A 23,126-nucleotide genomic window follows, 5' to 3' on the forward strand; every position below is an offset into this window, starting at 1 on the left:
GCTTCCGGCAGCCGGGTAGCAACCGGAGGTTCCACGTGGCCGGCACCGCCGACCACCAGCACTGGGAGGCCGCCTGTGACGCCGGGTCCACTCCCCGCGGTCGACATGTCGGGTGAGCCGGCCGGCAACGCCGACCTGCCGCACGGCCGGCCGCTGCCGGCCCGGGCGGGCACGCCGGCGCCGGGCGCGGAGGAGCCGCTCGGCGTGGTCGCGGCCGGCCCCGCGGGCGCCGGTCGACCCGAGCTGCTCGCCGCCCTGCTCCGGCTGGATCCCGCCATGCTCGCGGTGCCGGCCGGCAGCTGGCTGGTGGTCCGTCACGCCCGCGCCGCCGGCCGGGCCGCCTACGTGCCCGGCTACCGGCAGCCGCACTCGTACGGCGCTGACCGCCTCGCCGCCGGTCCGGCGCTCGCCCGGCCGCCGCGCCGGGTCGAGCTGGGCGTCCCGGAGCCGCTGCTGCGGCACTTCGCGCTGGTCGACACGCCGGACACCGGCGCCCTCGGCGCGGCCGGCGGGCGGGTTCTGCTGGACGCGGCGCGCCGGGCCGGCGCGGTGCTGTTCGTGATCGCCGCCGACCAGGCGTTCACGGCGGCCGAGCTGCACCTGCTCGGCGCTCTCGCCGGGGCGCGGGTCGAGGTCATCTTCGCCGTGACCCCGAGCGCCGGCGGCTGGGCACCGCCGGACGGCCCGCCGACGGAGGACACGGGGGCGTCCGTCCGCGCGGCTGACGCCGGGTCCACCGGGACGACGCCGCCGGTCGACCCCGTGGACCCGGCCGCCGTCGCCGTGGCGGCGCACCGCGCCGCGCTGCTCGCCGCCGTTCCCGGCCTCGCCGCCGCCCGCTGGTACCCGGTCGGCCCGGACGGCGTCGACGACCTGCGGCGGGGCCTGGTGGGCTGGGCCGCCGACGAGGGGCTGCGCCGCGGCAGCGCCACCCCGCCGGTGCTGCCCGGCCAGCACGGCCGGGTTCCGGTGCTGCCCGAGCCGGGCGCCTGGGCCGACCAGCTCGAGCGGCAGGCCCGCCTGGCCGCCCGGCGGATCCGGCAGCACCTGGCGCTGGAGCTGGCCAACACCCATTTGCGGGTCGTGCAGGAGATCGTCTTCGGCGTCGGCTGCGCCGGCCTGCCGCAGCTGCTGGACCGCGAGATGGAGGCACTGTCGCTGCTCGCGACCGCGGAGTGCAACGAGGCCGTCCACGCCCTCATCGACGAGGCGGCGGGCCGCGTGTTCGGCGCGCCCGTGGCGGCCGGCGTCCGCCGGCGCATCGCCAACGCCGTGCACTGGGGTCTCACCGACCATCCCGCCGGCGAGGAACTGGACCGGGTGCTCCTGGTGACCAGCACCGGCGGGGTCGCCGGGCTGAGCGGTGCCGGCGCGATCGACGCGCTGACCGGCTATCCCGGCGCCGTGCGGGACGAGGTGCTCCCGCCGCTGGCGGTCGCCCTCTCCGGTGGCTGCTGGCAGCACTGGCGTACGCCGGGCAACGACGACCCGAACGTCGCCCGGGCGTGGGCTCAGCGGGCGTTGCGGGAGGTCGAGCTGGAGCTGACCCGCGAGGTGTCCCGGCGCTTCGAGGTGATCCGGCTCTCGTTGGGCGTGGTGCTCGCCGATGCGGTCGACCACGGCATCCTCCTCGCCTGAGGTCGGGATGGCCGGCACCGCCGCCGGCGACGGCGGCGCGGATCCGCGCCGGGCCGGCGTTCCGGTTCCTCGGTTCGCCGGATCCGGTGGCACGATGGGGGGCATGGCGGCTCCGCAGGTTGCACCGGTCGAGACGCCGGACACCGACGAGGTGCCGGCTGCCGATCGGCCGTGGGTGACGATCGTGTGGGACGACCCGGTCAACCTGATGACGTACGTGACCTGGGTCTTCCAGAAGCTCTTCGGCTACAGCCGGGAGAAGGCGGAGCAGCTGATGCTGGACGTGCACCACAAGGGCAAGGCGGTCGTCTCGACCGGCGCGCGGGAACGGATGGAGCACGACGCGTCGCAGCTGCACGCGTACGGCCTCTGGGCGACGGTGGACCGGGCGTGAACGAGCGAGCGTCATGAGCATGTTCCGGCGCCAGGGTGACCGCTACGTGGCCACGTTCGCCGTGGACGAGGTCCGGGTCCTGCGCAAGGTCGCCTCCGAGGTCGTCGGCCTGCTCACCGACGGGTTCGACCACGCCGACCCGGTGGTCGTGCGGCTCTTCCCCGAGGCCTACCCGGACGACGCGGCGGGCACCGCCGAGTTCCGCCGGTACACCGAGGGCGACCTGAAGACGGCGAAGATCGACCAGGCGGGGGCGATCCTCGCGGCGCTGCCCAGCGAGGCCGGCGGGGAGGTACGGCTCGACGCCGAGGCGGCCGAGGCGTGGCTGCGGGCGCTCAACGACGCCCGGCTGGCGATGGGGGTGCGGCTGGAGATCAAGGACGGCACCGACCTCGGCGCCGAGCTGGACGACGCGGTGGCCGAGGACCCGACATCCAGCCGGGTGTTCCAGCTTTCGGTCTACGCGTACCTGGGCTATCTGCAGGAATCCCTGCTCAACGCCCTGATCGACTGATCCGTGACAGCCGCCACCTCGCCGGTCCGCGCGGGCAGCGCTAGGCTTGTCGGCGTGCTGAGCATCGACCGGTCGATCGTTGACGCGATCGTCGCCCACGCTCGTCGGGACCACCCCGACGAGGCGTGCGGCGTGGTCGCCGGTCCGGCCGGCAGCGACACGCCGACTCGGCACATCCCGATGGAGAACGCCGCCCGCTCCATGACGTTCTACGAGTTCGACTCGATGGAGCAGCTCCGGGTGTGGCGGGAGATGGACGACCGGGACGAGGAGCCCGTCGTCATCTACCACTCGCACACCGCGACCGAGGCGTACCCGTCGCGCACCGACATCTCCTTCGCCGGTGAGCCCAACGCGCACTACCTGCTCGTCTCCACCCGTGAGCCCGACACCGAGGAGATCCGCTCGTTCCGGATCGTCGACGGCGTGGTGACCGAGGAGCCGGTCCGCATCCTGGACGCCGGGGTGGACCAGCACGCCGTGCAGTCCTACATGTTCGGGCAGAGCCCGGCGACGGTCGACTACGAGTGTTCCGGCCGCTGATCCAGCGCCGTCACACCCGCACCCGTTCCGTCACCATCTCGGCACACCCGATCAAGGAGCACCGCATCATGGCCATCGAGGTTCGTATCCCCACCATCCTGCGCAGCTACACCGGCGGCACGAAGGTCGTCGAGGGCACCGGCGACACGCTGGGCGACCTGCTCACCGACCTGGACAGCCGGCACGCCGGCCTGAAGGCACGGCTGGTCACCGACACCGGCGCCCTGCACCGCTTCGTCAACGTCTACGTCAACGACGAGGACGTGCGCTTCCTCGGCGCGCTGGACGCCAAGCTCAACGACGGCGACAGCGTGACGATCCTGCCGGCCGTCGCCGGCGGCGCGTTCGGCTTCGCCGCGGCCGCGGCGATCGCCCAGCACAGCGCCGCCGCGGCCGCCGGCCGGCGCGCGTCGGCCTCCGCTCGCTGAGGGCGGGCCACCGTGGCGAGGTACGACAGCCTGCTGGACGCCTCCGGCGGCACGCCCCTGGTCGGGCTGCCCCGGCTCTCGCCGACGGTGCCCGACGGGGCACCGCCGGTGCGGCTGTGGGCGAAGCTGGAGGACCGGAACCCGACCGGCAGCATCAAGGATCGGGCCGCCCTGTTCATGGTCCGGGCCGCCGAGGAGTCCGGCCGGCTCCGGCCGGGGGCCACGATCCTGGAGCCGACCAGCGGCAACACCGGCATCTCGCTGGCCATGGTGGCGAAGCTGCGCGGCTACCGCCTGGTCTGCGTGATGCCCGAGAACGTCTCCACCGAGCGGGTCCAACTGCTCCGCATGTACGGCGCGGAGATCATCTTCTCGCCCTCGGCGGGCGGCTCGAACCAGGCGGTGGCCACGGCCAAGCAGATCGCCGCCGAGCACCCCGACTGGGTGATGCTCTACCAGTACGGCAACGACGCGAACGCCCGTGCCCACTACGAGACCACCGGTCCCGAGCTGCTGCACGACCTGCCCACGATCACCCACTTCGTGGCCGGGCTCGGCACCACGGGCACGCTGATGGGCACCGGCCGGTACCTGCGCGAGAAGGTCGACGGCATCCAGGTCGTCGCGGCCGAGCCGCGCTACGGCGAGTTGGTCTACGGGCTGCGCAACATCGACGAGGGGTACGTCCCGGAGCTGTACGACGCGAGCGTGCTCACCCGGCGCTTCTCCGTCGGCACCCGGGACGCCGTCCTGCGTACCCGGCAGCTGGTCGAGGTGGAGGGCATCTTCGCGGGCTTCTCCACCGGGGCGATCCTGCACGCCGCCCTGGCGGTGGCGCACGAGGCGGTCCGGGAGGGGCGCCGCGCCGACGTGGCCTTCGTGGTCGCCGACGGTGGCTGGAAATACCTGTCGACCGGGGCGTACGGCGGCACCCTCGCCGACGCCGAGGAGGCCCTGGAAGGTCAGCTCTGGGCCTGACCGCGACCGGGAGTGTGTGTCACGTTCGTGACATCTTCCCGTGGATGATTCATGGGTTCGCGTGACCGAGCGTAGGCTGCGCAGCGTGGCGTACGCGTCGGTGGAGATCATGCTTCGTGGAGCGACGGCCGGCGCGGACACTACGCATCGTGACAGCGAGACGACTCGATGCGACTGACGGTCCTGGGCTGTGCCGGAAGCTTTCCCGGCCCGGAGGCCCCCTGCTCGGCCTACCTGGTCGAGGCCGAGGGATTCCGGCTCCTGGTCGACTTCGGGCCCGGGTCGCTGTCCACCCTGCAGCGGTACGTGGGCCTGCACGCCCCGGACGCCATCCTCCTCACCCACCTGCACTGCGACCACATCCTCGACGCCGTGTCGTACGTGGTCGTGCGCCGGTACGCCCCCGACGGCCCGCACCCGCCACTGCCGGTGTACGCCCCGTCCGGCGCGCCGGACCGGCTCGCCGCCGCGTACGGCCAGGAGGAGGCCACCGTCGAGGACGTGTACCAGTTCTACGCGCTCGAACCGGGGACCTTCCCGATCGGCCCGCTGACCGTCAGCGTCGACCGGGTCAACCACCCGGTCGAGACGTACGGGGTGCGGCTGGAGCACGGCGGCCGGGTGCTCTGCTACTCGTCGGACACCGCGCCGTGCGACGCCCTGCTCCGGCTGGCCCAGGACGCCGACGTGTTCCTCTGCGAGGCGAGCTACCTCGACGGCGTCGACAACCCACCGGACCTGCACCTGACCGGCCGGGAGGCCGGCGAGGCGGCCACCAAGGCGGGTGTCGGCCGGCTCCTGCTGACCCACCTCGTCGCGGCCTGGGGCAGCGAGGCACACACCGTCGCGTCCGCCGCCGGCGCGTACCCGGGCCCGCTCGAGGTGGTCCGGCCGGGCGCGACCTACGACATCTGACCCCACCCCGGGGCGCTTCGATCAGGGCACCACATAGGGTGCAGGCATGGCGCGACCTGACGGGCGGCTGCCCGACCAACTCCGACCGGTGACCCTGACCCGAGGCTGGAGCACCCACCCCGAAGGCTCCGTGCTGGTGGAGTTCGGCGGGACGCGGGTGCTGTGCACGGCGAGCGTCACCGAAGGGGTGCCGCGCTGGCGCAAGGGCTCCGGGCTCGGCTGGGTCACCGCCGAGTACGCGATGCTGCCCCGTGCCACCAACACCCGCTCCGACCGGGAGAGCGTACGGGGCAAGATCGGCGGCCGGACGCACGAGATCTCCCGCCTGATCGGCCGCAGCCTGCGGGCCTCGATCGACCTCAAGGCGCTGGGCGAGAACTCCATCGTGCTCGACTGCGACGTGCTCCAGGCCGACGGCGGCACCCGCACCGCGGCGATCACCGGCGCGTACGTCGCCCTGCACGACGCGGTGAGCTGGCTCGCCGCCCGCAAGGCCCTGACCGGCCGGCCGGAGGCGGTGATGCACCGCTCGGTGGCGGCGGTCAGCGTCGGTGTCATCGCCGGCGAGCCACGGCTGGACCTCAGCTACGAGGAGGACGTGGCCGCCGAGGTCGACATGAACGTGGTCTGCACCGGCACCGGCGAGTTCGTCGAGGTGCAGGGCACCGGTGAGGCGGGCGTCTTCGCCCGCGACCAGCTCGACGCGCTGCTCGACCTGGCGGTCGCCGGCTGCGTGGAACTGGCCGAAGCCCAGCGGAAGGCTCTCGCGTGAACAAGATCCTGCTCGCCAGCCGGAACCGGAAGAAGCTCATCGAGCTGCAGCGCATCCTCGACGGGGCGCTGGGCGCGCACCGGGTCGCGCTGTTGGGTCTGGACGACGTCGAGGAGTACCCGGAGCTGCCGGAGACCGGCCTGACCTTCGGCGAGAACGCGCTGATCAAGGCGCGGGAGGGCTGCCGCCGCACCGGCCTGCCCACCGTCGCCGACGACTCCGGGCTGGCCGTTGACGCGCTCAACGGGATGCCGGGCGTGTTCAGCGCGCGGTGGGCCGGCCGGCACGGCGACGACCGCGCGAACCTGCAGCTGGTGCTCGACCAGGTCGCCGACGTGCCGGACGAGCACCGGGGCGCCTCGTTCGTCTGCACGGTGGCGCTGGTGCTGCCCGGCGGCAAGGAACACCTGGTCGACGGCCGGCAGCCCGGTCGCCTGCTGCGGGCGCCGCGCGGCGAGGGCGGCTTCGGCTACGACCCGATCTTCCTGGGCGACGGGCAGGACCGCACGAACGCCGAGCTGACGCCGGCGGAGAAGGACGCGATCAGCCACCGTGGCAAGGCGCTCCGCGACCTGGCCAAGTTGGTCGCGAAGGTCCTCCCGCCGGCCTGACCAGCGACCGGGAACGGCCGACGACCGCGCGTCGTCGGCCGTTCCGCGTACCTCAGGCGAGGGTGCCGACCTCGCTCTCGATCGCGGCCCGCAGTCCGGGGCCGGCGACCACCGCGCGGGCGGCCTCCAGCACCGGGGCGAGGAAGACGTCGGGGCCCGGCTCGCCGGCGGCCTCGCCCAGCGCCGCGATCGCCGCGCGGCCCGCCGGCGACGGGGTCAGCGGTGCCCGCAGCTGGAGCCCGCGCACCGCGGCCAGCAGCTCCACCGCGAGCAGGCTGGTCAGGTTGTCCAGGACGGTGCGCAGCTTCTTGGTCGCCGCCCAGCCCATTGACACGTGGTCCTCCTGCATGCCACTCGTGGGCAGCGAGTCCACCGAGGCGGGCGCGGCCAGGCGGCGGTTCTCCGCGACGATGCCGGCCGCCGTGTACTGGGCGATCATCAGACCCGAGTTGACCCCGGCGTCGGGGGAGAGGAACGCCGGCAGGTCGCGGGACCGGGTCACGTCGAGCAGCCGGTCGACCCGCCGTTCGGCGATCGCGCCGACCTCGGCGGCGGCGACGGCCAGGAAGTCGGCGGCGAAGCCCAGCGGCGCGCCGTGGAAGTTGCCGGTCGACTCGACCCGCCCGTCCGGCAGCACCACCGGGTTGTCCACCACCGAGATCAGCTCCCGGCCGGCCACCTGGCGGACGAAGTCCAGGGTGTCCCGGGCCGCGCCGGCGACCTGCGGCGCGCACCGCATCGAGTACGCGTCCTGCACCGCGTGCGCCAGGTCGTCGCGGTGCGAGTCCATCACCGGCGAGTTCTGCAGCAGCCGGTGGATGTTCGCCGCCGAGGCGGTCTGGCCGGGGTGCGGGCGGATCGCGTGCAGCTCGGGCAGGAACGGCCGCTCGGACCCGAGCATCGCCTCGATGGCCAGGGCGGCGGTGACGTCGGCCATCGTGAACAGGTGCGCGGCGTCGTGGGCGGCCAGCAGCAGCATGCCGAGCATGCCGTCGGTGCCGTTGATCAGTGCCAGCCCCTCCTTGGCGGCCAGCTCGACCGGCGCGAGCCCGGCCCGGCGCAGCGCCTCGCCGGCGGGGATCCGTTCGCCGGCCGGCCCCAGCACCCAGCCCTCGCCGAGCAGCACCATCGCGCAGTGCGCCAGCGGCGCCAGGTCGCCGGAGGCACCCAGCGACCCGTGCTCGGGCACCCACGGGGTGACGTCGCGGTTGAGCAGGTCCACCAGCGCCTCGGCGACCAGCGGGCGGACTCCGGAGCGGCCGAGCGCGAGGGAGCGTACGCGCAGCAGCATCATCGCCCGGACCACCTCACGCGGCATGGGCGCGCCCACACCGGCGGCGTGCGAGCGGATCAGCGCGTGCTGGAGCTCGGCGCGCCGCTCGGGGGCCACGAAGGTGTTCGCGAGGGCGCCGAAGCCGGTGCTGACGCCGTAGACCGGCCGGCCGGCCGCCTCGATGCCGTCCACGATGGATCGGCTGGTGGCCATCGCGTCGATCGCGGCCGGATCGAGGACGACCTTGGCGTTGCCGCGGGCCACGGCGAGCACGTCGCCGGCGGAGATCCCGGTGGGCTGGATGACTACGGTGCTCATTGCGGTACTCCGTTGTGCAGGACCTGGCGGATCAGTGGCACCCCCGGCCGGTAGGCCAGGTGCAGGTGGGACGGCGCGTCGAGGATCATCAGGTCGGCGCGCGCGCCGGGCGCCAGCCGTCCCACGTCGGTGCGGCGCAGCGCCGCCGCCCCGCCGGCGGTCGCGGCCCACACGGCCTCCGCCGGGGTCATCCGCATCTCGCGTACGGCGAGCGCGATACAGAACGGCATCGACGACGTGTACGACGAACCGGGGTTGCAGTCGGTGGCCAGCGCCACGGTGACGCCCGCGTCGAGCAGCCGCCGCGCGTCCGGGTACGGCGACCGGGTGGAGAACTCGGCGCCGGGCAGCAGGGTCGCGACGGTGGTCGTCGCCGAGCCGGAAACCCAGTCCGTCGTGGTCGACGCCAGCGCGTCGACGTCGGCGTCGGTGAGGTGCGTGCAGTGGTCCACGCTGGCCGCGCCCAGCTCCACACCGAGCTGCACGCCGGGACCGGGGCCGAGCTGGTTGGCGTGCACCCGCACGCCCAGCCCGACCGCCTGACCACAGGCGAGGATCGCCCGGGCGTGGTCCACGTCGAACGCGCCCCGCTCGCAGAACACGTCGATCCAGCGGGCGTACGGTGCGGCGGCGGCGAGCATCGGTCCGCAGACCATGCCGACGTAGTCGTCGGGCCGGTCGGCGTACTCGGCGGGGACGACGTGCGCGCCGAGGAACGTGGTGTCCTCGGTGAAGTCGGCGGCGATCCGCAGTGAGCGGGCCTCGTCGGCGACGGTGAGGCCGTACCCGCTCTTGATCTCGATGGTGGTGGTGCCCTGCCGCAGCGCCTCGCCGCGCAGCCGGCGCACGGTGGCGCGCAGGTCCTCGTCGGAGGCGGCGCGGGTGGCGCCGACGGTGGTGCGGATCCCGCCGCCGGTGTACGGCTCGCCGGCCATCCGGGCGGCGAACTCGGCGGCCCGGTCTCCGGCGAAGACCAGGTGGGCGTGGCTGTCCACGAAGCCGGGCAGCACGGCTGCCCCCGCGGCGTCGATCCGCCGGTCGGCGGCCGGCGCGTCGCGCGCCGTGCCGACCCAGGCGACCACCCCGTCCTCGACCAGCAGGGCGGCGTTTCGCCGCAGGCCCAGCGGCCCCGGCCCGCCGGGCGAGTTGGTCACCAGCTCCCCGATGTTGTCGACCAGCAGGCTGCCGGTGCTGCGCAGGCTCGGCCGCGCCGGGCCGCCCGGCCGCTCCGGGAAGCCGGTCATGAGATCACCTCCGCGATGGCGGCGTGCAGCTCGGTCGGGACGTCGACGCTCTGGTGGTGGCCGTCGCGCACGACCACCCGGCCGTCCACCACGACCTGGGTCACGTCGGCCGCGGTGGCCGCGAAGAAGGCCCCGGTCGCGGGTACCCCGGCGGTCCGGGCGCTGTCCAGGCGTACGGTCACCAGATCCGCCCGGTCGCCCACGGCGAGCCGGCCGGCGTCGCCCCAGCCGAGCGCGGCGTGCCCGGCGACGGTGGCGGCGGTGACCAGCTCGTCGGGGGCGAAGTGGCCCCGGCGGCGGGTACGCAGCCGCTCGTCCAGCTCCACCGCGCGCGCCTCCTCGAAGAGGTCGACCACCGCGTGGCTGTCGCTGCCGAGGCTGAGCGGGCTGCCCGCCTCGGTCATCCGGCGCACCGGCCCGATCCCGTCGGCGAGGTCCCGCTCGGTGGTGGGGCAGAGGCAGACGCCGGTGCGGCTGTCCCCGAGCAGCGTCACGTCGGCGCTGGTCGGGTGGGTGGCGTGGACGGCGGTGGTGTGCCGGCCGAGGACGCCGCGGTCGGCCAGCAGGCGGGTCGGGGTGCAGCCGTGCACAGCCCGGCACGCGTCGTTCTCGGCCGGCTGCTCGGAGAGGTGCACGTGCAGCGGCACACCCCGGCGGTCCGCCCAGCCGGCCACGGTGGCCAGCTGCTCGGCCGGCACCGCGCGGACCGAGTGGATCGCCGCGCCGACCCGCGCGTGCCCGTCGCCCGGCGCGAACCCGTCCACCCGCTCGGCCCAGCGCAGCGCGTCGCCGTCGCTGAACCGGGTCTGCGGCCCGACCAGCGGCTCGCCGTCCACGGTGGCGGTCAGGTAACAGGTGTCCAGCAACGTGATCCGGATGCCGGCGTGCGCGGCCGCCTCGACCAGCGCCGCGCTCATGGCGTTCGGGTCCGCGTACGGGGTGCCGCCCGGGCCGTGGTGGAGGTAGTGGAACTCACCGACGCAGGTGATGCCGGCCAGCGCCATCTCCGCGTACGCGGCTCGGGCCAGCGCCAGGTAGCGGTCCGGGTCCAGCCGGGCCGCGACCTCGTACATCTGCTCACGCCAGGTCCAGAAGTCGCCGCGCCCGCCGTGGGTGCGGCCACGCAGCGCCCGGTGGAACGCGTGCGAGTGGGCGTTGGCGAGCCCCGGCAGGGTGAGCCCGGGCAGGCGGACGGCGTCGTGCAGCACCTCCACCTCGGCGGGCGGCTGGCTCCCGGCGGTCAGCGGCGTGACCCCCGTGATCCGCCCGCCGCCAGTCTCGATCAGCACGTCGGGCGTTGGCTCGGCGTGATCGGGAAGCCACGCGTACTCGGCGAGCCAGCGGGTGGTGGTCATCGCTTCTGCTCCCTTTGGAGCTGAGTCGTTCGTGACATCACCCGATCATGTCGGCGTTGCGTCGTCTGCGTAATCAGCTCCAAAGCTTTTGCGCAGGCACCTGCCGGCCGCACCGGACCGCGGGCGGTCACCGGCATGCCAGCTCCTCCAGCACGCGGGCCAGCGCGGCCACGCCGGCCGCGCAGTCCTGGTCGGTCGCCGCCTCGGCGGGGGAGTGCGACACCCCGGTCGGGTTCCGCACGAAGAGCATCGCGGTGGGCAGGTGCCCGGCCAGCACGCCAGCGTCGTGACCCGCCCCGGTCGGCAGCACGGGCGCGTCGAGCAGCGCGGCGAGCCGGTCGGCCAGCCCACCGTCGAACGCGACCAGCGGCGTCGCCGACTCCTCGGTCAGCGTCACCGCCGTGCCGTCGCGCCGGGCCCGCTCGGCGGCCTTCCCGTGGACCGCCTCGACGAGACCGGTCAGGGTCTCCGGCTCGGCGGCGCGGGCGTCCAGCCAGCCGGTCACCTTCGACGGGATCGCGTTGGTGGCGTTCGGCTCCACGGCGACCCGGCCGACCGTGGCGTGCGCGCCCCGCAGCCGGGCCTCCTTGTTGGCGGCCAGCACCGTGAACGCGTAGGTGAGCATCGGGTCCCGGCGGTCGGCCATCCGGGTCGTACCCGCGTGGTTGCCCTCGCCGGTGAAGTCGAAGCGCCAGCGGCCGTGCGGCCAGATCGCGCTGGCGACCGCGACCGGCGCGTCCCGCTCGACGAGCGCGCGGCCCTGCTCGACGTGCAGCTCCACGAAGGCCGCGAAGCGGCCGAGCAGCTCCGGCCGGGCGCCCGCCGGCCGGTCACCCAGCGCCTCGGCGAGGCTCACCCCGGTCAGGTCGCGCAGCCCGGCCGCGCGGTCGACGTCCAGCGCGCCGGTGAGCAGGCGCGAGCCCAGGCACGGTACGCCGAACCGCGCGCCCTCCTCCTCGACGAAGGCCGCCACCGCGATCGGCCGGACCGGCGTGCGGCCGGCCGCACGCAGCTCGTCCACCGCGAGGAGGGCGCTGACGATGCCGAGCGGGCCGTCGTACGCCCCGCCGTGCGGCACCGAGTCGAAGTGGCTGCCGGTCAGCACCGCCTGCCCGGCCCGCGGGTCGCCCCACCAGGCGAACAGGTTGCCGTTGCCGTCGTCGGTCACCGGCATGCCGCGCCGGTCGGCCTGGGCCCGGAACCACGACCGCAGCTCCAGCTCCGGGTCGGTGAGCGCGTACCGCAGGTACCCGCCGCTGCGCTCGTCCCGGCCGACCGGGGCGATCTCGTCCCACAGCGCCCGGAACCGGGCGGGCAGGTCGCTCACGCCGGCCCCTCGGCCATGGGGACCCGGACGCCGGTGCGCTCGGCGACCTCGCGGGCGGCGTCGTAGCCCGCGTCGACGTGGCGGATCACGCCCATCGCCGGGTCGTTGGTGAGCACCCGCTCGATCTTCTGCCCGGCCAGCGCGCTGCCGTCGGCGACGCAGACCTGGCCGGCGTGGATGGACCGGCCGATCCCCACCCCACCGCCGTGGTGGATGGACACCCAGGAGGCGCCGCTGGCGGTGTTGACCAGCGCGTTGAGCAGCGGCCAGTCGGCGATCGCGTCGGAGCCGTCGGCCATCGCCTCGGTCTCCCGGTACGGGCTGGCGACGCTGCCGCAGTCCAGGTGGTCGCGGCCGATCACCACCGGCGCGGACAGCTCGCCGGCGGCGACCATCTCGTTGAACCGGACGCCGGCCTGGTCCCGCTCGCCGTAGCCGAGCCAGCAGATCCGCGCCGGCAGGCCCTGGAACGCGACCCGCTCGCCGGCCATCCGGATCCACCGGGCCAGGGACTCGTTCTCCGGGAACAGGTCGAGGATCGCCCGGTCGGTGGCGGCGATGTCGGCCGGGTCGCCGGAGAGTGCCGCCCACCGGAACGGGCCCTTGCCCTCGCAGAACAGCGGCCGGATGTACGCGGGCACGAAGCCCGGGAAGTCGAAGGCGCGCTCGTACCCGCCCAGCTTCGCCTCACCGCGGATCGAGTTGCCGTAGTCGAAGACCTCGGCGCCCGCGTCGAGGAAGCCGACCATCGCCTCGACGTGCTTCGCCATCGAGGCGCGGGCGCGGTCGGTGAACTCGGCCGGCTTCGCCGCGGCGTAGTCCCGCGCGTCGGCCGGCTCGACCCCCTCCGGCAGGTACGACAGCGGGTCGTGCGCGCTGGTCTGGTCGGTGACGATGTCGATCTCGACGCCGCGCGCCAGCAGTTCCGGGAAGACGGTCGCCGCGTTGCCGACCACGCCGACGCTCAGCGCCCGCCGGTCGCGCTTCGCGGCGAGCGCCCGCTGCACCGCGTCGTCGAGCGAGTCGGCGATCTCGTCCAGGTAGCGGTCGTGCACCCGGCGCTCCAGCCGGCTGCGGTCCACGTCCACGATGAGGCAGGCGCCGCCGTTCATGGTGACGGCGAGGGGCTGCGCCCCGCCCATCCCGCCGCACCCGCCGGTCAGCGTCAGCGTGCCCGCCAGGGTTGCGCCGAAGCGCTTCGCGGCCACCGCCGCGAACGTCTCGTACGTGCCCTGGAGGATGCCCTGGGTGCCGATGTAGATCCAGGAGCCCGCCGTCATCTGCCCGTACATGGTCAGGCCGAGCTGTTCGAGACGGCGGAACTCCGGCCAGGTCGCCCAGTCGCCCACCAGGTTCGAGTTGGCCAGCAGCACCCGGGGCGCCCACTCGTGGGTCCGCAACACCCCGACCGGGCGGCCGGACTGCACCAGCATCGTCTCGTCGTCACGCAGGTCGGTCAGCGTCCGCACCAGGGCGTGGTACGACGGCCAGTCCCGCGCGGCCTTCCCGGTGCCGCCGTAGACCACCAGGTCCTCGGGGCGCTCGGCCACCTCCGGGTCGAGGTTGTTCATCAGCATCCGCAGGGCGGCCTCCTGCGGCCAGCCACGGGCGGTGCGCTCCGGGCCGCGTGCGGCCCGGACCGGCCCGGCGCCGCGGACTGCTTGGTGGGGCTGCGTCACGGGAATCTCCTCCTAACCGAGGAACAACTGACGACGGACGGCGGAGGCTTCGAACGCCTCCAGCCGGCGTTGGGTCTCGGCGGGCGCGGCGTCGCAGATCGCCTGGAGCAGCACCATGGCCAGGGTCATCGGGGCGGTGTGCAGGTCGAACACGAGCTGCGCGCCGACGGCGGCGGGCAACACCACGTCGGCGTGCTCGCCGGCCGGGCTGACCGGCGAGTCGGTGATGGCGACGACGGTCAGGCCCGCGTCGCGGGCCTCGCTCAGGGCGTCCAGGGTCTCCCGGGGGTAGCGGGGCAGCACGAACGCGAGCAGCGCGGTCGCGCCGGCCTGGGCCGCCTGCTCGAGCCGGTCGGTGAGCAGGGTGCCGCCGTCGTCGAGGACCCGCACGTCCGGGTGCACCTTGGCGGCGAAGTACGCGAAGTACGCGGCCAGCGGCGCGGCGGCCCGCAGGCCGAGCACCGGCAGTGGGCGGCTGGCCGCGAGCAGCCGGCCGCTGTCCGCGATCCGCTCCCGGTCGGCGAGCTGGTCGGCGAGCCGGTCCAGGTTCCCGATCTCGGCGCGTACCGCCTGCTGGAGCTCGTTGCCCGCGTCGGCCCGACCGCCGGGTGCGGCGACGGTCAGCTCGCGGAGGCGGCGCCGCAGGGCGGGGTAGCCGTCGTGGCCGAGCGCCATCGCGAACCGGGTCACCGACGGCTGGCTCACGCCGGCCAGCTCGGCCACCTCGGCCGCCGACAGGTACGCGACGGTCGGCCCGTGCTGGACGAGGCAGTGCGCGATGCGGCGCTGGGTGGGCGTGAGCCGGACGCCCTGGAACAGGTCCAGCACGGCTTCATTCACGAGCCGAGCCTATGCATGAAACTATTCACAGCACAAGGTGGCGTACCCGATCCACACGCCGCGAGTGCGCGGCACCGCCCATCTCGCGCCGCCGACAGGGGAGTGAGTCAGGGTCGGGGTGGCCCGGCGAAGAGGAAGTCCATGACGGCCGGGCCGAAGATCGCGCTGAGCGTGGGCGTGTGGCCGCCATCCTTGATGTGCCACAGCGCGACCCGGGTGGCGTCGCGGCAGCCGACGGAGTAGATCGTCACTCCGGTCTCCGCCCCGGGTAGCTGGGGCTCGAGGTCCAGCGGCGGGGCTGAGGTGTCGGCCTCCGGTGTGCAGCCGTTGATCCGCCGCCAGGTGGCGAGCGTGGTGCCGACCGACGGGTACGGGTGGCCGCCGTTCGTGCCGCCGCCGAACTTGATGGTCGGGTCGGCGGTGCCGTGGATCTGCAGGACGCTGACCGGCCGCTGCGGCGTGCACAGCGACGTCTCGTCGTCGACGGCGCCGGCGAGCGAGACGATCGCGGTGATCCGCATCGAGCGTTCGCAGGCCATCCGGTAAGCCATGAAGCCGCCGTTGGAGTGGCCGACCAGGTAGACCCGCGCGGCGTCGACCGAGTACGCCGACGTCACGGTGTCGAGGAGCCGGTCGAGGTACGCCGCGTCGTCCACCCCGCTGTCGTAGAAGTCGCAGCACGCTTCGGTCGCATTCCAGAACCTCTTGCCGTCCCGGTCGGTGGTGCCGTCCGGAATGGCGTAGAGGAAACCGCGGCGGTCCGACTCGGGGGTGAGGTTGAAGTACCGCTCCTGCTGGACGGCGCTGGACCCGTAGCCGTGCAACAACACGACGAGGGGCGCCTTTGTGGCGGGGTCGTACCCGGCCGGCACGTGCAGCTGGAACGGCCGGCCGTCCTGGTCGATGGTTCCGGTGGTGCCCGGCGCGACCGGGGCGTGCCAGGCAGCTACCGGGTCGGCTGCGGCATCGGCGCCATCCGGCCCACAGCCGACCAGAAGCGGAAGTGTGAATGCGGCAGCCAGCCAGCGTCTGAACCCCACGGCAAGCAATCTTGCCGGGCCGGTCCAACGTTGACCAAGCCGACGGTCAAGGGGCGGCGCCCCATCGCTACTATCCACACCGTGACCTCCGGGGAGGGTGGGGTAATGCAGCCAGGAAGTCCGTTCCGGTTCCTCGAGACCCTGGGGTCGTGTCAGGTGGGCAAGGCCTGGTCGGCCGTCGATTCCCAGGGCCGGTCCGTCACGGTTGCCGTCCTGGACCCGGCCGTCGCCGCCGACCAGCGCTGGCGGGAAGCTTTCGCCGTCACCGCGAAAGCCCTCAAGGGCCCCGATGGGCGGCCGCGCTACCTGCAGGCCGACTTCGCCGCCTCGGCACCCTGGGTCACCTACGCGACCGGCGGCGGGGCCAGCGCCGAACAGGTCTTCATCGCGCTCGGCCTGGAGTACCGTCCGACCTCGCCACCCGAGCAGACCCAACCCGGTGCGGCGCCCGCCGACAGCGAGCCGAACCCGACCGACACCGCCCAGGGGGCTCCGCAGGACGTCCAACCCACGTCGGGCGCGGCGTGGCCGACATCGGCGCCACCGTCTCCGGTATCGGTTCCTCCCTCACCCGTATCGGTTCCTCCCTCGTCCGCCCCGGAGACGCCGTCGTCGTGGGACCAGCCGTACCCGAACAGCTATCCGCAACTGAGGTCGGCCGTGCGGGCGCGGCCGCGGCGGACCGGCCTGTGGATCGGTGTCGCGGTCGCGGTGGTCGTGGCGCTCGGTGCGGGCATCGGCATCTTCGCGTGGGGGTCCGGCGACGAGGCGCCCGACGCGGCCACATCGAACCCGTCCCCCACCGCGGCCGTGTCACGCAGTCCGGAGCCGATCGCCTTTCCCACCGGCGCGCCCCGCAGCCCTGGTGTAGAGCCGCCGAAGCCGGGCTCCTGGCCGGCCGAGCCACAGTTCGGCGACGTCGACCGGGTCAAGGAGGAGAACCCGGCCGGCTTCGGTTTCACGTTCAAGGTGCCCGAGTCCTGGGCCTGCGACGCACGCCAGCGGGGTCCCGGCTTCGCCCGGCATGTCTGCGGCATCTCCCGGCCGGGTCAGCCGGAGGTCGGCGGGGAGATCATCATCCGGAACTGTCCGTCACCCTGTGGTGAAGAGGTGCGGGCCGCGTACCGGCGGGCCGAGGACGCGTGGGGCCTGCAGTGGATCGAGGCAGGAAACGCGACCTTCGTCGAGACCCCGCAGCTCAACGGGAAGCCTCGATACGGCGTGGTGGTGATCGGCTGGTGGCAGAGCAACCCCGACGACGCGATCGACCGCCAGATCGTCATTCGCATGACCGCCGAGGGCGCGCAGGTCAGCGAGGTGCGTAAGGTGATCAACGGTATCCGGACCACCCTGTCCTTCTGATCCGCCCGGCCCGTCGGCGACCGGGTGCGTCGGGGGCATCGCCCGCGGCCGGTGCTCTGTAATATGCGATGCTCCTGCGCGGTCGACAGCGAGCTGAGCGGCGTCGCCGTTCGTTGTTCCGGATTGTTAGGGAAGGGTCGGGATGGATCCCAGAGTGCCGGCGCGATCCGCGACGTGGAGTCCCACGGTCAGCGTCGTCGTCCCGACAGTCAGCAAGCCGGGACTTCGCCGGGCCGTCGAGTCCGTCCTCGCGCAGACGTATCCGGTGACCGAGGTCCACGTGGTGGTCAACTCGGACGGCGACGTGGACATCCCTGACGATCCCCGCGTTCGACTGATCAGGTACCTGGAGCGCCGGAACGGCAACGCCGCCCGAATGGCCGGTGTCCGCAGGTGCACTGGAGAACTGGTGGCGTTCCTGGACGACGACGACATCTGGGATCCGGCGAAGATCGAGCGCCAGATCCGGGATGTCGCCGAGGCCGGTCTCGCCGCGTCGTCGACGTGGATCTCGTCCACCAAAGTCACGGTGCAATTTGACGACACGTCCGAAATCTGGCCCCGTGCGCCGTACGACCCCAGCCGCAGCCTGGAAAACAACCTGCTGCGGCGGCACCGGGTCCGGCGTGGGCAGGCGTTCCTCCCGTCCTCGACGCTGCTCTTTCCGCGGTCGCTTCCGAGCATCGTGCCGCTGGATGAGGAGTTGAGCCTGCACCAGGACCTGACCTGGCTTCTCACCCTCTCCCGCAACCTGCCCGGGCTGGTGGTCCGGCAACTGAACGACCCCCTGGTGACGTACGACGCGACCGGTGCCGGCGTCTCCCGGTCCATCTCGCTGACCAGGGAGCTTGCCTGGGCGCGGGAGTACCTCGGACCGGCGACCCGCAGGGACCGGGGCGACTACTACCTCGGGTCGGTCATGACGTACGCCCGCCGCGAGGGGGCGGTGGGTGGGATGCTCCGGGTCCTCTGGGAAGGGCTGCGGGTCGGGCGACCGGGCGCGCAGGCCATGGGCTACACGTGTGGGGCCATCGCCGGGGGACTCGTCAGCGCCGTGGCGAGCGGTGTGCGGGAGCCGCGGCGACGCCGCGCGGAGGCCGCTGCGGGTGCGGAAGCACGCCGGTGGGCCCGACCGTAACGGTGGGGACCAGCTCGTCGACCGCAGCACCCGCTCGTACCGATTGGCTGGTAGCCCTCAGCGCGGGCCTGCCGGTGGTTTGTCTCGCTCTGCTGCCCAAGACCTTCTTGTCGGCCGATCCGCCGTGGCACGTAGGGATCGCCATCTCGGTTTTCGGACCGTCGAGCTGGATGATCGCACTCGTCGCAGCCTTCGTCGTGCTGGTGGCGAAGACCTGGCGGCGGCTTCAATGGCTGGCGGTCCTGGTGTCGGCGATCGGCACGCTGGCCCTGTGCATCGGCATCGGTGTTGAGGTACGCGGGGGTGCCTCCACCCGGGAGCTGGTCGGGGCGGCGCAATACCTGTCCGCACCCGTCGCCTACGCGGTGGGATGTCTGCTCGCCATGCATCGGGCCGCCGGCCCGGCGCTCCGGCTGGCCTCCGCCGGGGTCATCATCGCCCAGTTCGGCTGCGCGGCTCTCCAGCGACTCGGCGTACCGCTCAACCCGATGGGGACCGCCGAGGCGGCCCGCTTCCTCGGTGAGCGGACCAACGGAACCCTGAACCATCCGGGCAACCTCGCGAAGGCCGTCGTGCTGGTGCTTGCCCTCTACTACCTCACCACTGGCCCGGACAGCCGGATCGGCTTCGGCCGGTTCCAGCTTCCGGCCATCGTCGCCCGGTACGGGATTCCCGCCGCCGCCCTCACGACGACCGCGCTGACCGGCACCCGGACCGGGATGTTGGCGGCCCTCATGCTGGTCGTCGTGTACGAACTGGTGCAGCGGAGGCGCCTCACGGCCCAGTCGGGCACCGGCCGCGGAAGCCGCGAGACCGTCATCGGGTTCGTGCTGCTCGGTATCGGCCTGCTCGCGGCGGCCCCGGTGTTCCTGGCCCGGATGATCGCCGACCCGTCCGGCGGCTCGCGGGCGCAGCTGCTGTCCAGCGCGGTGGAGTTCCTGGCCAGGGAACCGTGGTGGGGCATCGGCGCCAACAGTTACGTGGAGGTCGTCGGCCGGGTCGATTCGCTCGTGGCGACCGGGGTGCCGGTTCACAACGGCTTCCTGTTCGCCGCCGTCGAACTCGGCATACCGGGCGCCGTTTTCCTCTTCGCACCGGCGTCCGCCCTGGCCGCGCTGTGCGTGTGGCGGGGTGTCTTCCGGCCGCCCTTCACCTCCGCGTTCTGCCTCACCTTCACGGTGGCCTATTTCGGGATGGCGGCCACCACGTACGGCGTCCTGGCCGAGTCCATGCTGCCGCTGTGGTTCCTTGTCGTGGGAGTAGCGACCGTGCGGGTGATCTCCGACGTGGGACGCGAGAACGACCAGCGACGCGAAGACCGCGACGGCGATGCCTCGACACCCCTGAGGCGGGCAGGCGCGGATGGGGGAAGGGAAGATCTCGCGGGCGACGCGGAGGGGCGGCCCCACCCGGTCGCTTCAGGCGGCCACGCTCAGGGTCCGTCGCGGCCGAACCTGCGCGGGGTGTTGGGCGGAGCCTCGGCTCTGGCCGCCTCCCGCATTGCCGGCAGCGGTCTGCAGGCAGTGGTGATGGTGCTGTTGGCACGTCAGGTGGACCCGGAAGGCTTCGGTGCCTTCGGCGGCTACTTCGGCGCGGTGGCCTTCCTGACCATCGTCGCGGACGCGGGCGTCTCGACGGCCCTCCTCCGTTGGCGGGCTCTCGGTAGCGATGTCGCCGTCAGCGCGGGCCTGCGCCTGAACATCCTCACCACGATCGGTGGCCTGGTCATCGCCGCGGCGATCGGTCTGGCCCTCACCGCCGGCACCATGGCCCCGTGGGTCGCCGTGCTTCTCGCGGTCGGCTGGATGGTGGACAAGAACGTCGAGACGGTGTTGTCGCTCGCGATCGCCGACGGCCGGATGGGGCAGGCGGTCGTCTCCATCCTGGGCCGGAAGGCCGTGCAGGTCGCGATCTTCGTGACCGCCCTCGGGCTCGGTGGCGGGCCCTTCGCGTCGCTCGCGTACGGCGTGGTGGCCGCGTCGGTGCTGGGGCAGATCCACGTGCGGGCCCTGGTGCGGATCTCCCGCCGCGTCGCTGCCGCTGAGGTGTGGCGAGCGATGCTGGACTCGCGGGCGTACCTGGTGAGCAACGTGTCCGCACAGGCGCGGGTCCTTGACGCGACGGTGGTCTCGCTGGTCGCGCCGGGTACCGGCGCGGGCCTGTACGCCGGCGCCACTCGCATCTTCTCCCCGTTCGTGTCGATTCCGTCCGCACTCAGCGCGGTGCTCGTACCGCAATCGGCGACCGCGCAGGCCGGTGAGTCACGGCGGCTCTTCTGGCGGATGAACCTCGCCGTGGTGGTCGCGACCGGTGCGCTCAGTGCCGTCGGCGTCGTCGCCGCGCCGTGGTTGGCGGAGGTGTTGTTCGGAGAGGTCTATTCAGGAGCAGGTGTCGTGATCGCCGTGATGCTCGCCGGGGTGCCCTCGTTCTGCGCGAGTTCGCCCTGCGGTGCCGTGCTGCAAGGGGCCGGCCGGGGCGCACTGGTGGCGAAGGTCGGTGTAGCGAGTGCGGTCACCCTGCTCGGCGCGGTGGCCGCCGGCGCGGTGCTGTTCGGTGCGGTCGGCGCAGCCGCGGCGGTCTCCCTGACCTACCTCCTCAAACACGCGGCGCTGCTCGTCCTCGGTGATATCGCGTTGCGGAGCGGCCGGGCGGTTCCGGCCGTGCCGGAGACGGCCGTGCGACCGACCTCGGCGGCGTGACCGATGAGCATTCCGAATGGTGAGGGGCAATTGAAGACGGTAGCCATTGTTGTGTCCTACAACTCATCCCGGGACCTGCCCATGAGCCTGGGGAGCCTGCGTGAGGTACCCGTCGCAGACATCGTGGTGGTGGACAATTCGTCGTCCGACGACAGCGTCCAGGTTGCGGCGCGGTACACCCCGCACGTCATCCGGTCGGCCAACGTTGGGTTCGGCAAGGCGATAAATCTGGCGGTGGAGAGCTTTCCCGACGCGGACGCCTACCTGCTGCTCAACCCGGACGCCGCGCTCACGCCCGCCTCGTACGCCGAACTCTCGCGGGTGCTCTCCGGCGACGCGAGGATCGGCGTGGTCGCCCCCCAGATGCGGTACGCGGACGGCGAGCCCGGCATTTCGGCGGGCCCGGAGGTGAGCCTGGCCAAGGAGTGGCTGGCGGCGACACGGGTCGACGACCTGGTGCCGGGCCGCGTCAAGCAGGCGCTCGTGAAGTCCCGGCTCCTCCGCCGCCGGATGCCCATGCTGGATTACCTCGACAAGGCTGGGTCGGCACCGGAGGCGGACGTGGCCTGGGTGTCCGGGTTCTGCATGCTGGTACGAGCCGCCGCGCTTCGCGCTGTCGACGGCTTCGATCCGTCCTTCTTCCTCTACTTCGAGGATGTCGACCTCTGCAAGCGCCTGCGCGGTGCCGGATGGCGCGTCGTATCGGTCGGGACCGCGTGGGCCGAGCATCGGGAGAGCACGAGCACCGGCGCGGTCGGCAAGAACCGGCTGTACCGCTCGGGCTTGATTACTTACTGTGACAAATATGGCACCGCGGTGGACAGACTGTCGGCCCGTGCTCTGAGGAGATTCCCCCTGTGAAGATACTCTTCGTCGCCCCCTGGATTCCGTCGAAGATCCGCCCGCGAAGCCTGGCCCTGCTCGAAATTCTCGCCAAGGATCACCAGATCCGTTTCCTCGGCTTGACCAGTTCCGAGGAGGAGGTGCGACAGGCTGAGGAACTGCCCGTCGAGTCCGTCGTACTGGTGCCGCGTAACCGGATCTCGTCGATGCTCCGCTGTGGGTTGGCGCTGCCGACCCGCACGTCGCTCCAGCAGGCCTACGCGGACGTGCCCCGACTGTCGACCGCGCTCGCCAGTGAGCTCCGGCAGTGGCGGCCCGACGTCGTGCATCTCAACGTCTTCCGGACGGTGCACCTGGTGGAGCGGTGCGCACCGGTGCCGGTGATCGTCGATCTCGACGAGTTCCGCAGTGAGTACTACACCCAACTCGCCCAGACCGCGGGCCAGCCGTGGAAGCTGGTGGGCAAGATCGAGGCGCCCCGGATGGAGGCACGGGAGAACACCCTGGTGGCGAACGGTGTGCCGCTGATGGTGTCGGCACCGTTCGGACCGGGCGAGGAGCGGCCGAACACCTACGTCGTCCGGAGCCCGTACGACCACCCGGAGGGTACGACCGCGCGGGCGACGGAGCCGCGGGTGCTCTTCGTCGGGCGGCTGACCTACGAGGCCAACGTCAACGGGTTGCTGTGGTTCCTCAAGAACTGCTGGCCGGAGGTGCGGAAGCTGGTGCCCGACGCCGTGCTCGACATCGTCGGGACCAACCCGCCCGCCTCCGTACAAGCCTTCCGCGGTCCGGGCGTCGAGATCCACGCCAACGTTCCCGACGTCGCTCCCTACTACCCGCGGGCCGCGGCGGCCATCGTTCCGGTCTGGCGCGGTACGGGCGTGCAGATGAAGCTGATCCAGGCCTTGGCGGCAGCGGTACCCACGGTGACCACGCCGGAGGTTTCCCGCCGAGCGGGGGTACGGCACGACCACGAGGTCGTGGTGGGGGCGGACGCGCGGAGCTGGGTGAGCGAACTGCGCAGCCTGCTCCTCGACCCGGCCAGAGGCCAGCGGCTCGCCGCCGCCGGCAAGCGGTGGGCGCTGGATTACCACAGCTCGAACGCCGTGCGGGAACAGCTGGCCGCGGCGTACGCAGCCGTCCGGCCGAGCCCTGGCCAGTCCCACCGGTAGCCTGCCGCGCCACACCCCAGCTCGTCCCGTACCCGGCGGG

At 73.0% G+C, this 23,126-nt stretch carries 21 protein-coding genes; 14 read left to right on the forward strand and 7 right to left on the reverse strand.

The features are described 5' to 3' along the window. Positions 1–75: 75 nt before the first annotated feature. From EV376_RS10640 to rdgB, 9 genes are all read left to right on the forward strand, one after another. A complete protein-coding gene (locus EV376_RS10640) occupies positions 76–1,638 on the forward strand; it encodes a P-loop NTPase family protein (RefSeq protein ID WP_130322225.1) in 1,563 nt (520 codons plus the stop codon). Positions 1,639–1,741: 103 nt separating this feature from the next. Beyond that, entirely contained in the window at positions 1,742–2,032 is a 291-nt protein-coding gene (clpS, locus tag EV376_RS10645) for an ATP-dependent Clp protease adapter ClpS (RefSeq protein WP_130322227.1), read from the forward strand. Positions 2,033–2,045: 13 nt separating this feature from the next. Then, positions 2,046–2,546 carry a DUF2017 domain-containing protein gene (locus EV376_RS10650; protein ID WP_130322229.1) on the forward strand — a complete coding sequence of 167 codons (501 nt, stop codon included), beginning with the start codon at positions 2,046–2,048 and terminating at the stop codon, positions 2,544–2,546. A 54-nt stretch (positions 2,547–2,600) separates the two neighbouring features. Further along, entirely contained in the window at positions 2,601–3,089 is a 489-nt protein-coding gene (locus EV376_RS10655; protein WP_130322231.1) for a M67 family metallopeptidase, read from the forward strand. A 68-nt stretch (positions 3,090–3,157) separates the two neighbouring features. After that, entirely contained in the window at positions 3,158–3,517 is a 360-nt protein-coding gene (locus EV376_RS10660) for a MoaD family protein (RefSeq protein ID WP_130322233.1), read from the forward strand. 12 nt (positions 3,518–3,529) lie between these two features. Beyond that, on the forward strand, positions 3,530–4,495 hold the full coding sequence (locus EV376_RS10665; protein ID WP_130322235.1) for a pyridoxal-phosphate dependent enzyme: 966 nt from the start codon (positions 3,530–3,532) through the stop codon (positions 4,493–4,495). Positions 4,496–4,663: 168 nt separating this feature from the next. Then, entirely contained in the window at positions 4,664–5,410 is a 747-nt protein-coding gene (locus EV376_RS10670) for an MBL fold metallo-hydrolase (protein ID WP_130322237.1), read from the forward strand. Between the two features lie 46 nt (positions 5,411–5,456). Next, positions 5,457–6,182, forward strand: coding sequence for a ribonuclease PH (rph, locus tag EV376_RS10675; RefSeq protein WP_130322239.1), 726 nt, complete (start codon positions 5,457–5,459; stop codon positions 6,180–6,182). Beyond that, positions 6,179–6,793 carry an RdgB/HAM1 family non-canonical purine NTP pyrophosphatase gene (gene rdgB / locus EV376_RS10680; RefSeq protein WP_130322241.1) on the forward strand — a complete coding sequence of 205 codons (615 nt, stop codon included), beginning with the start codon at positions 6,179–6,181 and terminating at the stop codon, positions 6,791–6,793. Before rph ends, rdgB begins: the two co-directional genes overlap by 4 nt. Positions 6,794–6,845: 52 nt before the next feature. Here rdgB and hutH read toward each other — a convergent pair whose 3' ends face one another. The 7 genes from hutH to EV376_RS30160 form a co-directional block, all read right to left on the reverse strand. Beyond that, positions 6,846–8,384 (reverse strand): histidine ammonia-lyase, encoded by a 1,539-nt coding sequence (hutH, locus tag EV376_RS10685; protein WP_130322243.1) that lies wholly within the window; start codon positions 8,382–8,384, stop codon positions 6,846–6,848. After that, entirely contained in the window at positions 8,381–9,628 is a 1,248-nt protein-coding gene (gene hutI / locus EV376_RS10690; RefSeq protein ID WP_130322245.1) for an imidazolonepropionase, read from the reverse strand. Before hutI ends, hutH begins: the two co-directional genes overlap by 4 nt. Continuing rightward, positions 9,625–10,983 (reverse strand): formimidoylglutamate deiminase, encoded by a 1,359-nt coding sequence (locus tag EV376_RS10695; RefSeq protein ID WP_130322247.1) that lies wholly within the window; start codon positions 10,981–10,983, stop codon positions 9,625–9,627. Before EV376_RS10695 ends, hutI begins: the two co-directional genes overlap by 4 nt. A 127-nt stretch (positions 10,984–11,110) precedes the next feature. Next, complete coding sequence (locus tag EV376_RS10700) at positions 11,111–12,310, reverse strand: allantoate amidohydrolase (RefSeq protein WP_130322249.1); 1,200 nt, start codon at positions 12,308–12,310, stop codon at positions 11,111–11,113. Then, positions 12,307–13,989 carry a urocanate hydratase gene (hutU, locus tag EV376_RS10705; RefSeq protein WP_130322251.1) on the reverse strand — a complete coding sequence of 561 codons (1,683 nt, stop codon included), beginning with the start codon at positions 13,987–13,989 and terminating at the stop codon, positions 12,307–12,309. The genes EV376_RS10700 and hutU overlap by 4 nt, the downstream gene beginning before the upstream one ends. 12 nt (positions 13,990–14,001) lie before the next feature. Beyond that, positions 14,002–14,829, reverse strand: a complete 828-nt coding sequence (locus tag EV376_RS10710; protein WP_130322253.1) for a MurR/RpiR family transcriptional regulator — start codon at positions 14,827–14,829, stop codon at positions 14,002–14,004. A gap of 107 nt (positions 14,830–14,936) precedes the next feature. Continuing rightward, positions 14,937–15,701: a CE1 family esterase gene (locus tag EV376_RS30160; protein ID WP_486482582.1), complete on the reverse strand. Its 765-nt coding sequence runs from the start codon at positions 15,699–15,701 to the stop codon at positions 14,937–14,939. On the opposite strand from EV376_RS30160, the gene EV376_RS30165 reads away from it, so the two are divergent. The 5 genes from EV376_RS30165 to EV376_RS10740 all read left to right on the forward strand — a co-directional run bounded on the left by EV376_RS30165 (position 15,702) and on the right by EV376_RS10740 (position 23,086). Next, complete coding sequence (locus tag EV376_RS30165; RefSeq protein ID WP_165437982.1) at positions 15,702–17,231, forward strand: hypothetical protein; 1,530 nt, start codon at positions 15,702–15,704, stop codon at positions 17,229–17,231. A gap of 154 nt (positions 17,232–17,385) precedes the next feature. Further along, complete coding sequence (locus EV376_RS10725; protein ID WP_165437983.1) at positions 17,386–18,369, forward strand: glycosyltransferase family 2 protein; 984 nt, start codon at positions 17,386–17,388, stop codon at positions 18,367–18,369. Between the two features lie 170 nt (positions 18,370–18,539). Further along, entirely contained in the window at positions 18,540–21,068 is a 2,529-nt protein-coding gene (locus EV376_RS10730) for an O-antigen ligase family protein (protein ID WP_130322261.1), read from the forward strand. A 3-nt stretch (positions 21,069–21,071) separates the two neighbouring features. Beyond that, positions 21,072–21,929: a glycosyltransferase family 2 protein gene (locus EV376_RS10735; protein ID WP_130322263.1), complete on the forward strand. Its 858-nt coding sequence runs from the start codon at positions 21,072–21,074 to the stop codon at positions 21,927–21,929. Then, positions 21,926–23,086, forward strand: a complete 1,161-nt coding sequence (locus tag EV376_RS10740; RefSeq protein WP_130322265.1) for a glycosyltransferase family 4 protein — start codon at positions 21,926–21,928, stop codon at positions 23,084–23,086. Before EV376_RS10735 ends, EV376_RS10740 begins: the two co-directional genes overlap by 4 nt. Positions 23,087–23,126 lie beyond the last annotated feature (40 nt).

This window comes from Micromonospora sp. CNZ295 (assembly GCF_004217535.1).

Excerpts from the sequence above, each read along its gene's own strand:
- hutH (WP_130322243.1), bottom strand. The coding sequence starts at position 8,384 with ATGAGCACCGTAGTCATCCAGCCCACCGGGATCTCCGCCGGCGACGTG.
- EV376_RS10650 (WP_130322229.1), top strand. The coding sequence starts at position 2,046 with ATGAGCATGTTCCGGCGCCAGGGTGACCGCTACGTGGCCACGTTCGCC.
- EV376_RS10660 (WP_130322233.1), top strand. The coding sequence starts at position 3,158 with ATGGCCATCGAGGTTCGTATCCCCACCATCCTGCGCAGCTACACCGGC.
- EV376_RS10735 (WP_130322263.1), top strand. The coding sequence starts at position 21,072 with ATGAGCATTCCGAATGGTGAGGGGCAATTGAAGACGGTAGCCATTGTT.
- EV376_RS10670 (WP_130322237.1), top strand. The coding sequence starts at position 4,664 with ATGCGACTGACGGTCCTGGGCTGTGCCGGAAGCTTTCCCGGCCCGGAG.
- hutI (WP_130322245.1), bottom strand. The coding sequence starts at position 9,628 with ATGACCGGCTTCCCGGAGCGGCCGGGCGGCCCGGCGCGGCCGAGCCTG.
- EV376_RS10730 (WP_130322261.1), top strand. The coding sequence starts at position 18,540 with ATGATCGCACTCGTCGCAGCCTTCGTCGTGCTGGTGGCGAAGACCTGG.
- EV376_RS10695 (WP_130322247.1), bottom strand. The coding sequence starts at position 10,983 with ATGACCACCACCCGCTGGCTCGCCGAGTACGCGTGGCTTCCCGATCAC.
- clpS (WP_130322227.1), top strand. The coding sequence starts at position 1,742 with ATGGCGGCTCCGCAGGTTGCACCGGTCGAGACGCCGGACACCGACGAG.
- rph (WP_130322239.1), top strand. The coding sequence starts at position 5,457 with ATGGCGCGACCTGACGGGCGGCTGCCCGACCAACTCCGACCGGTGACC.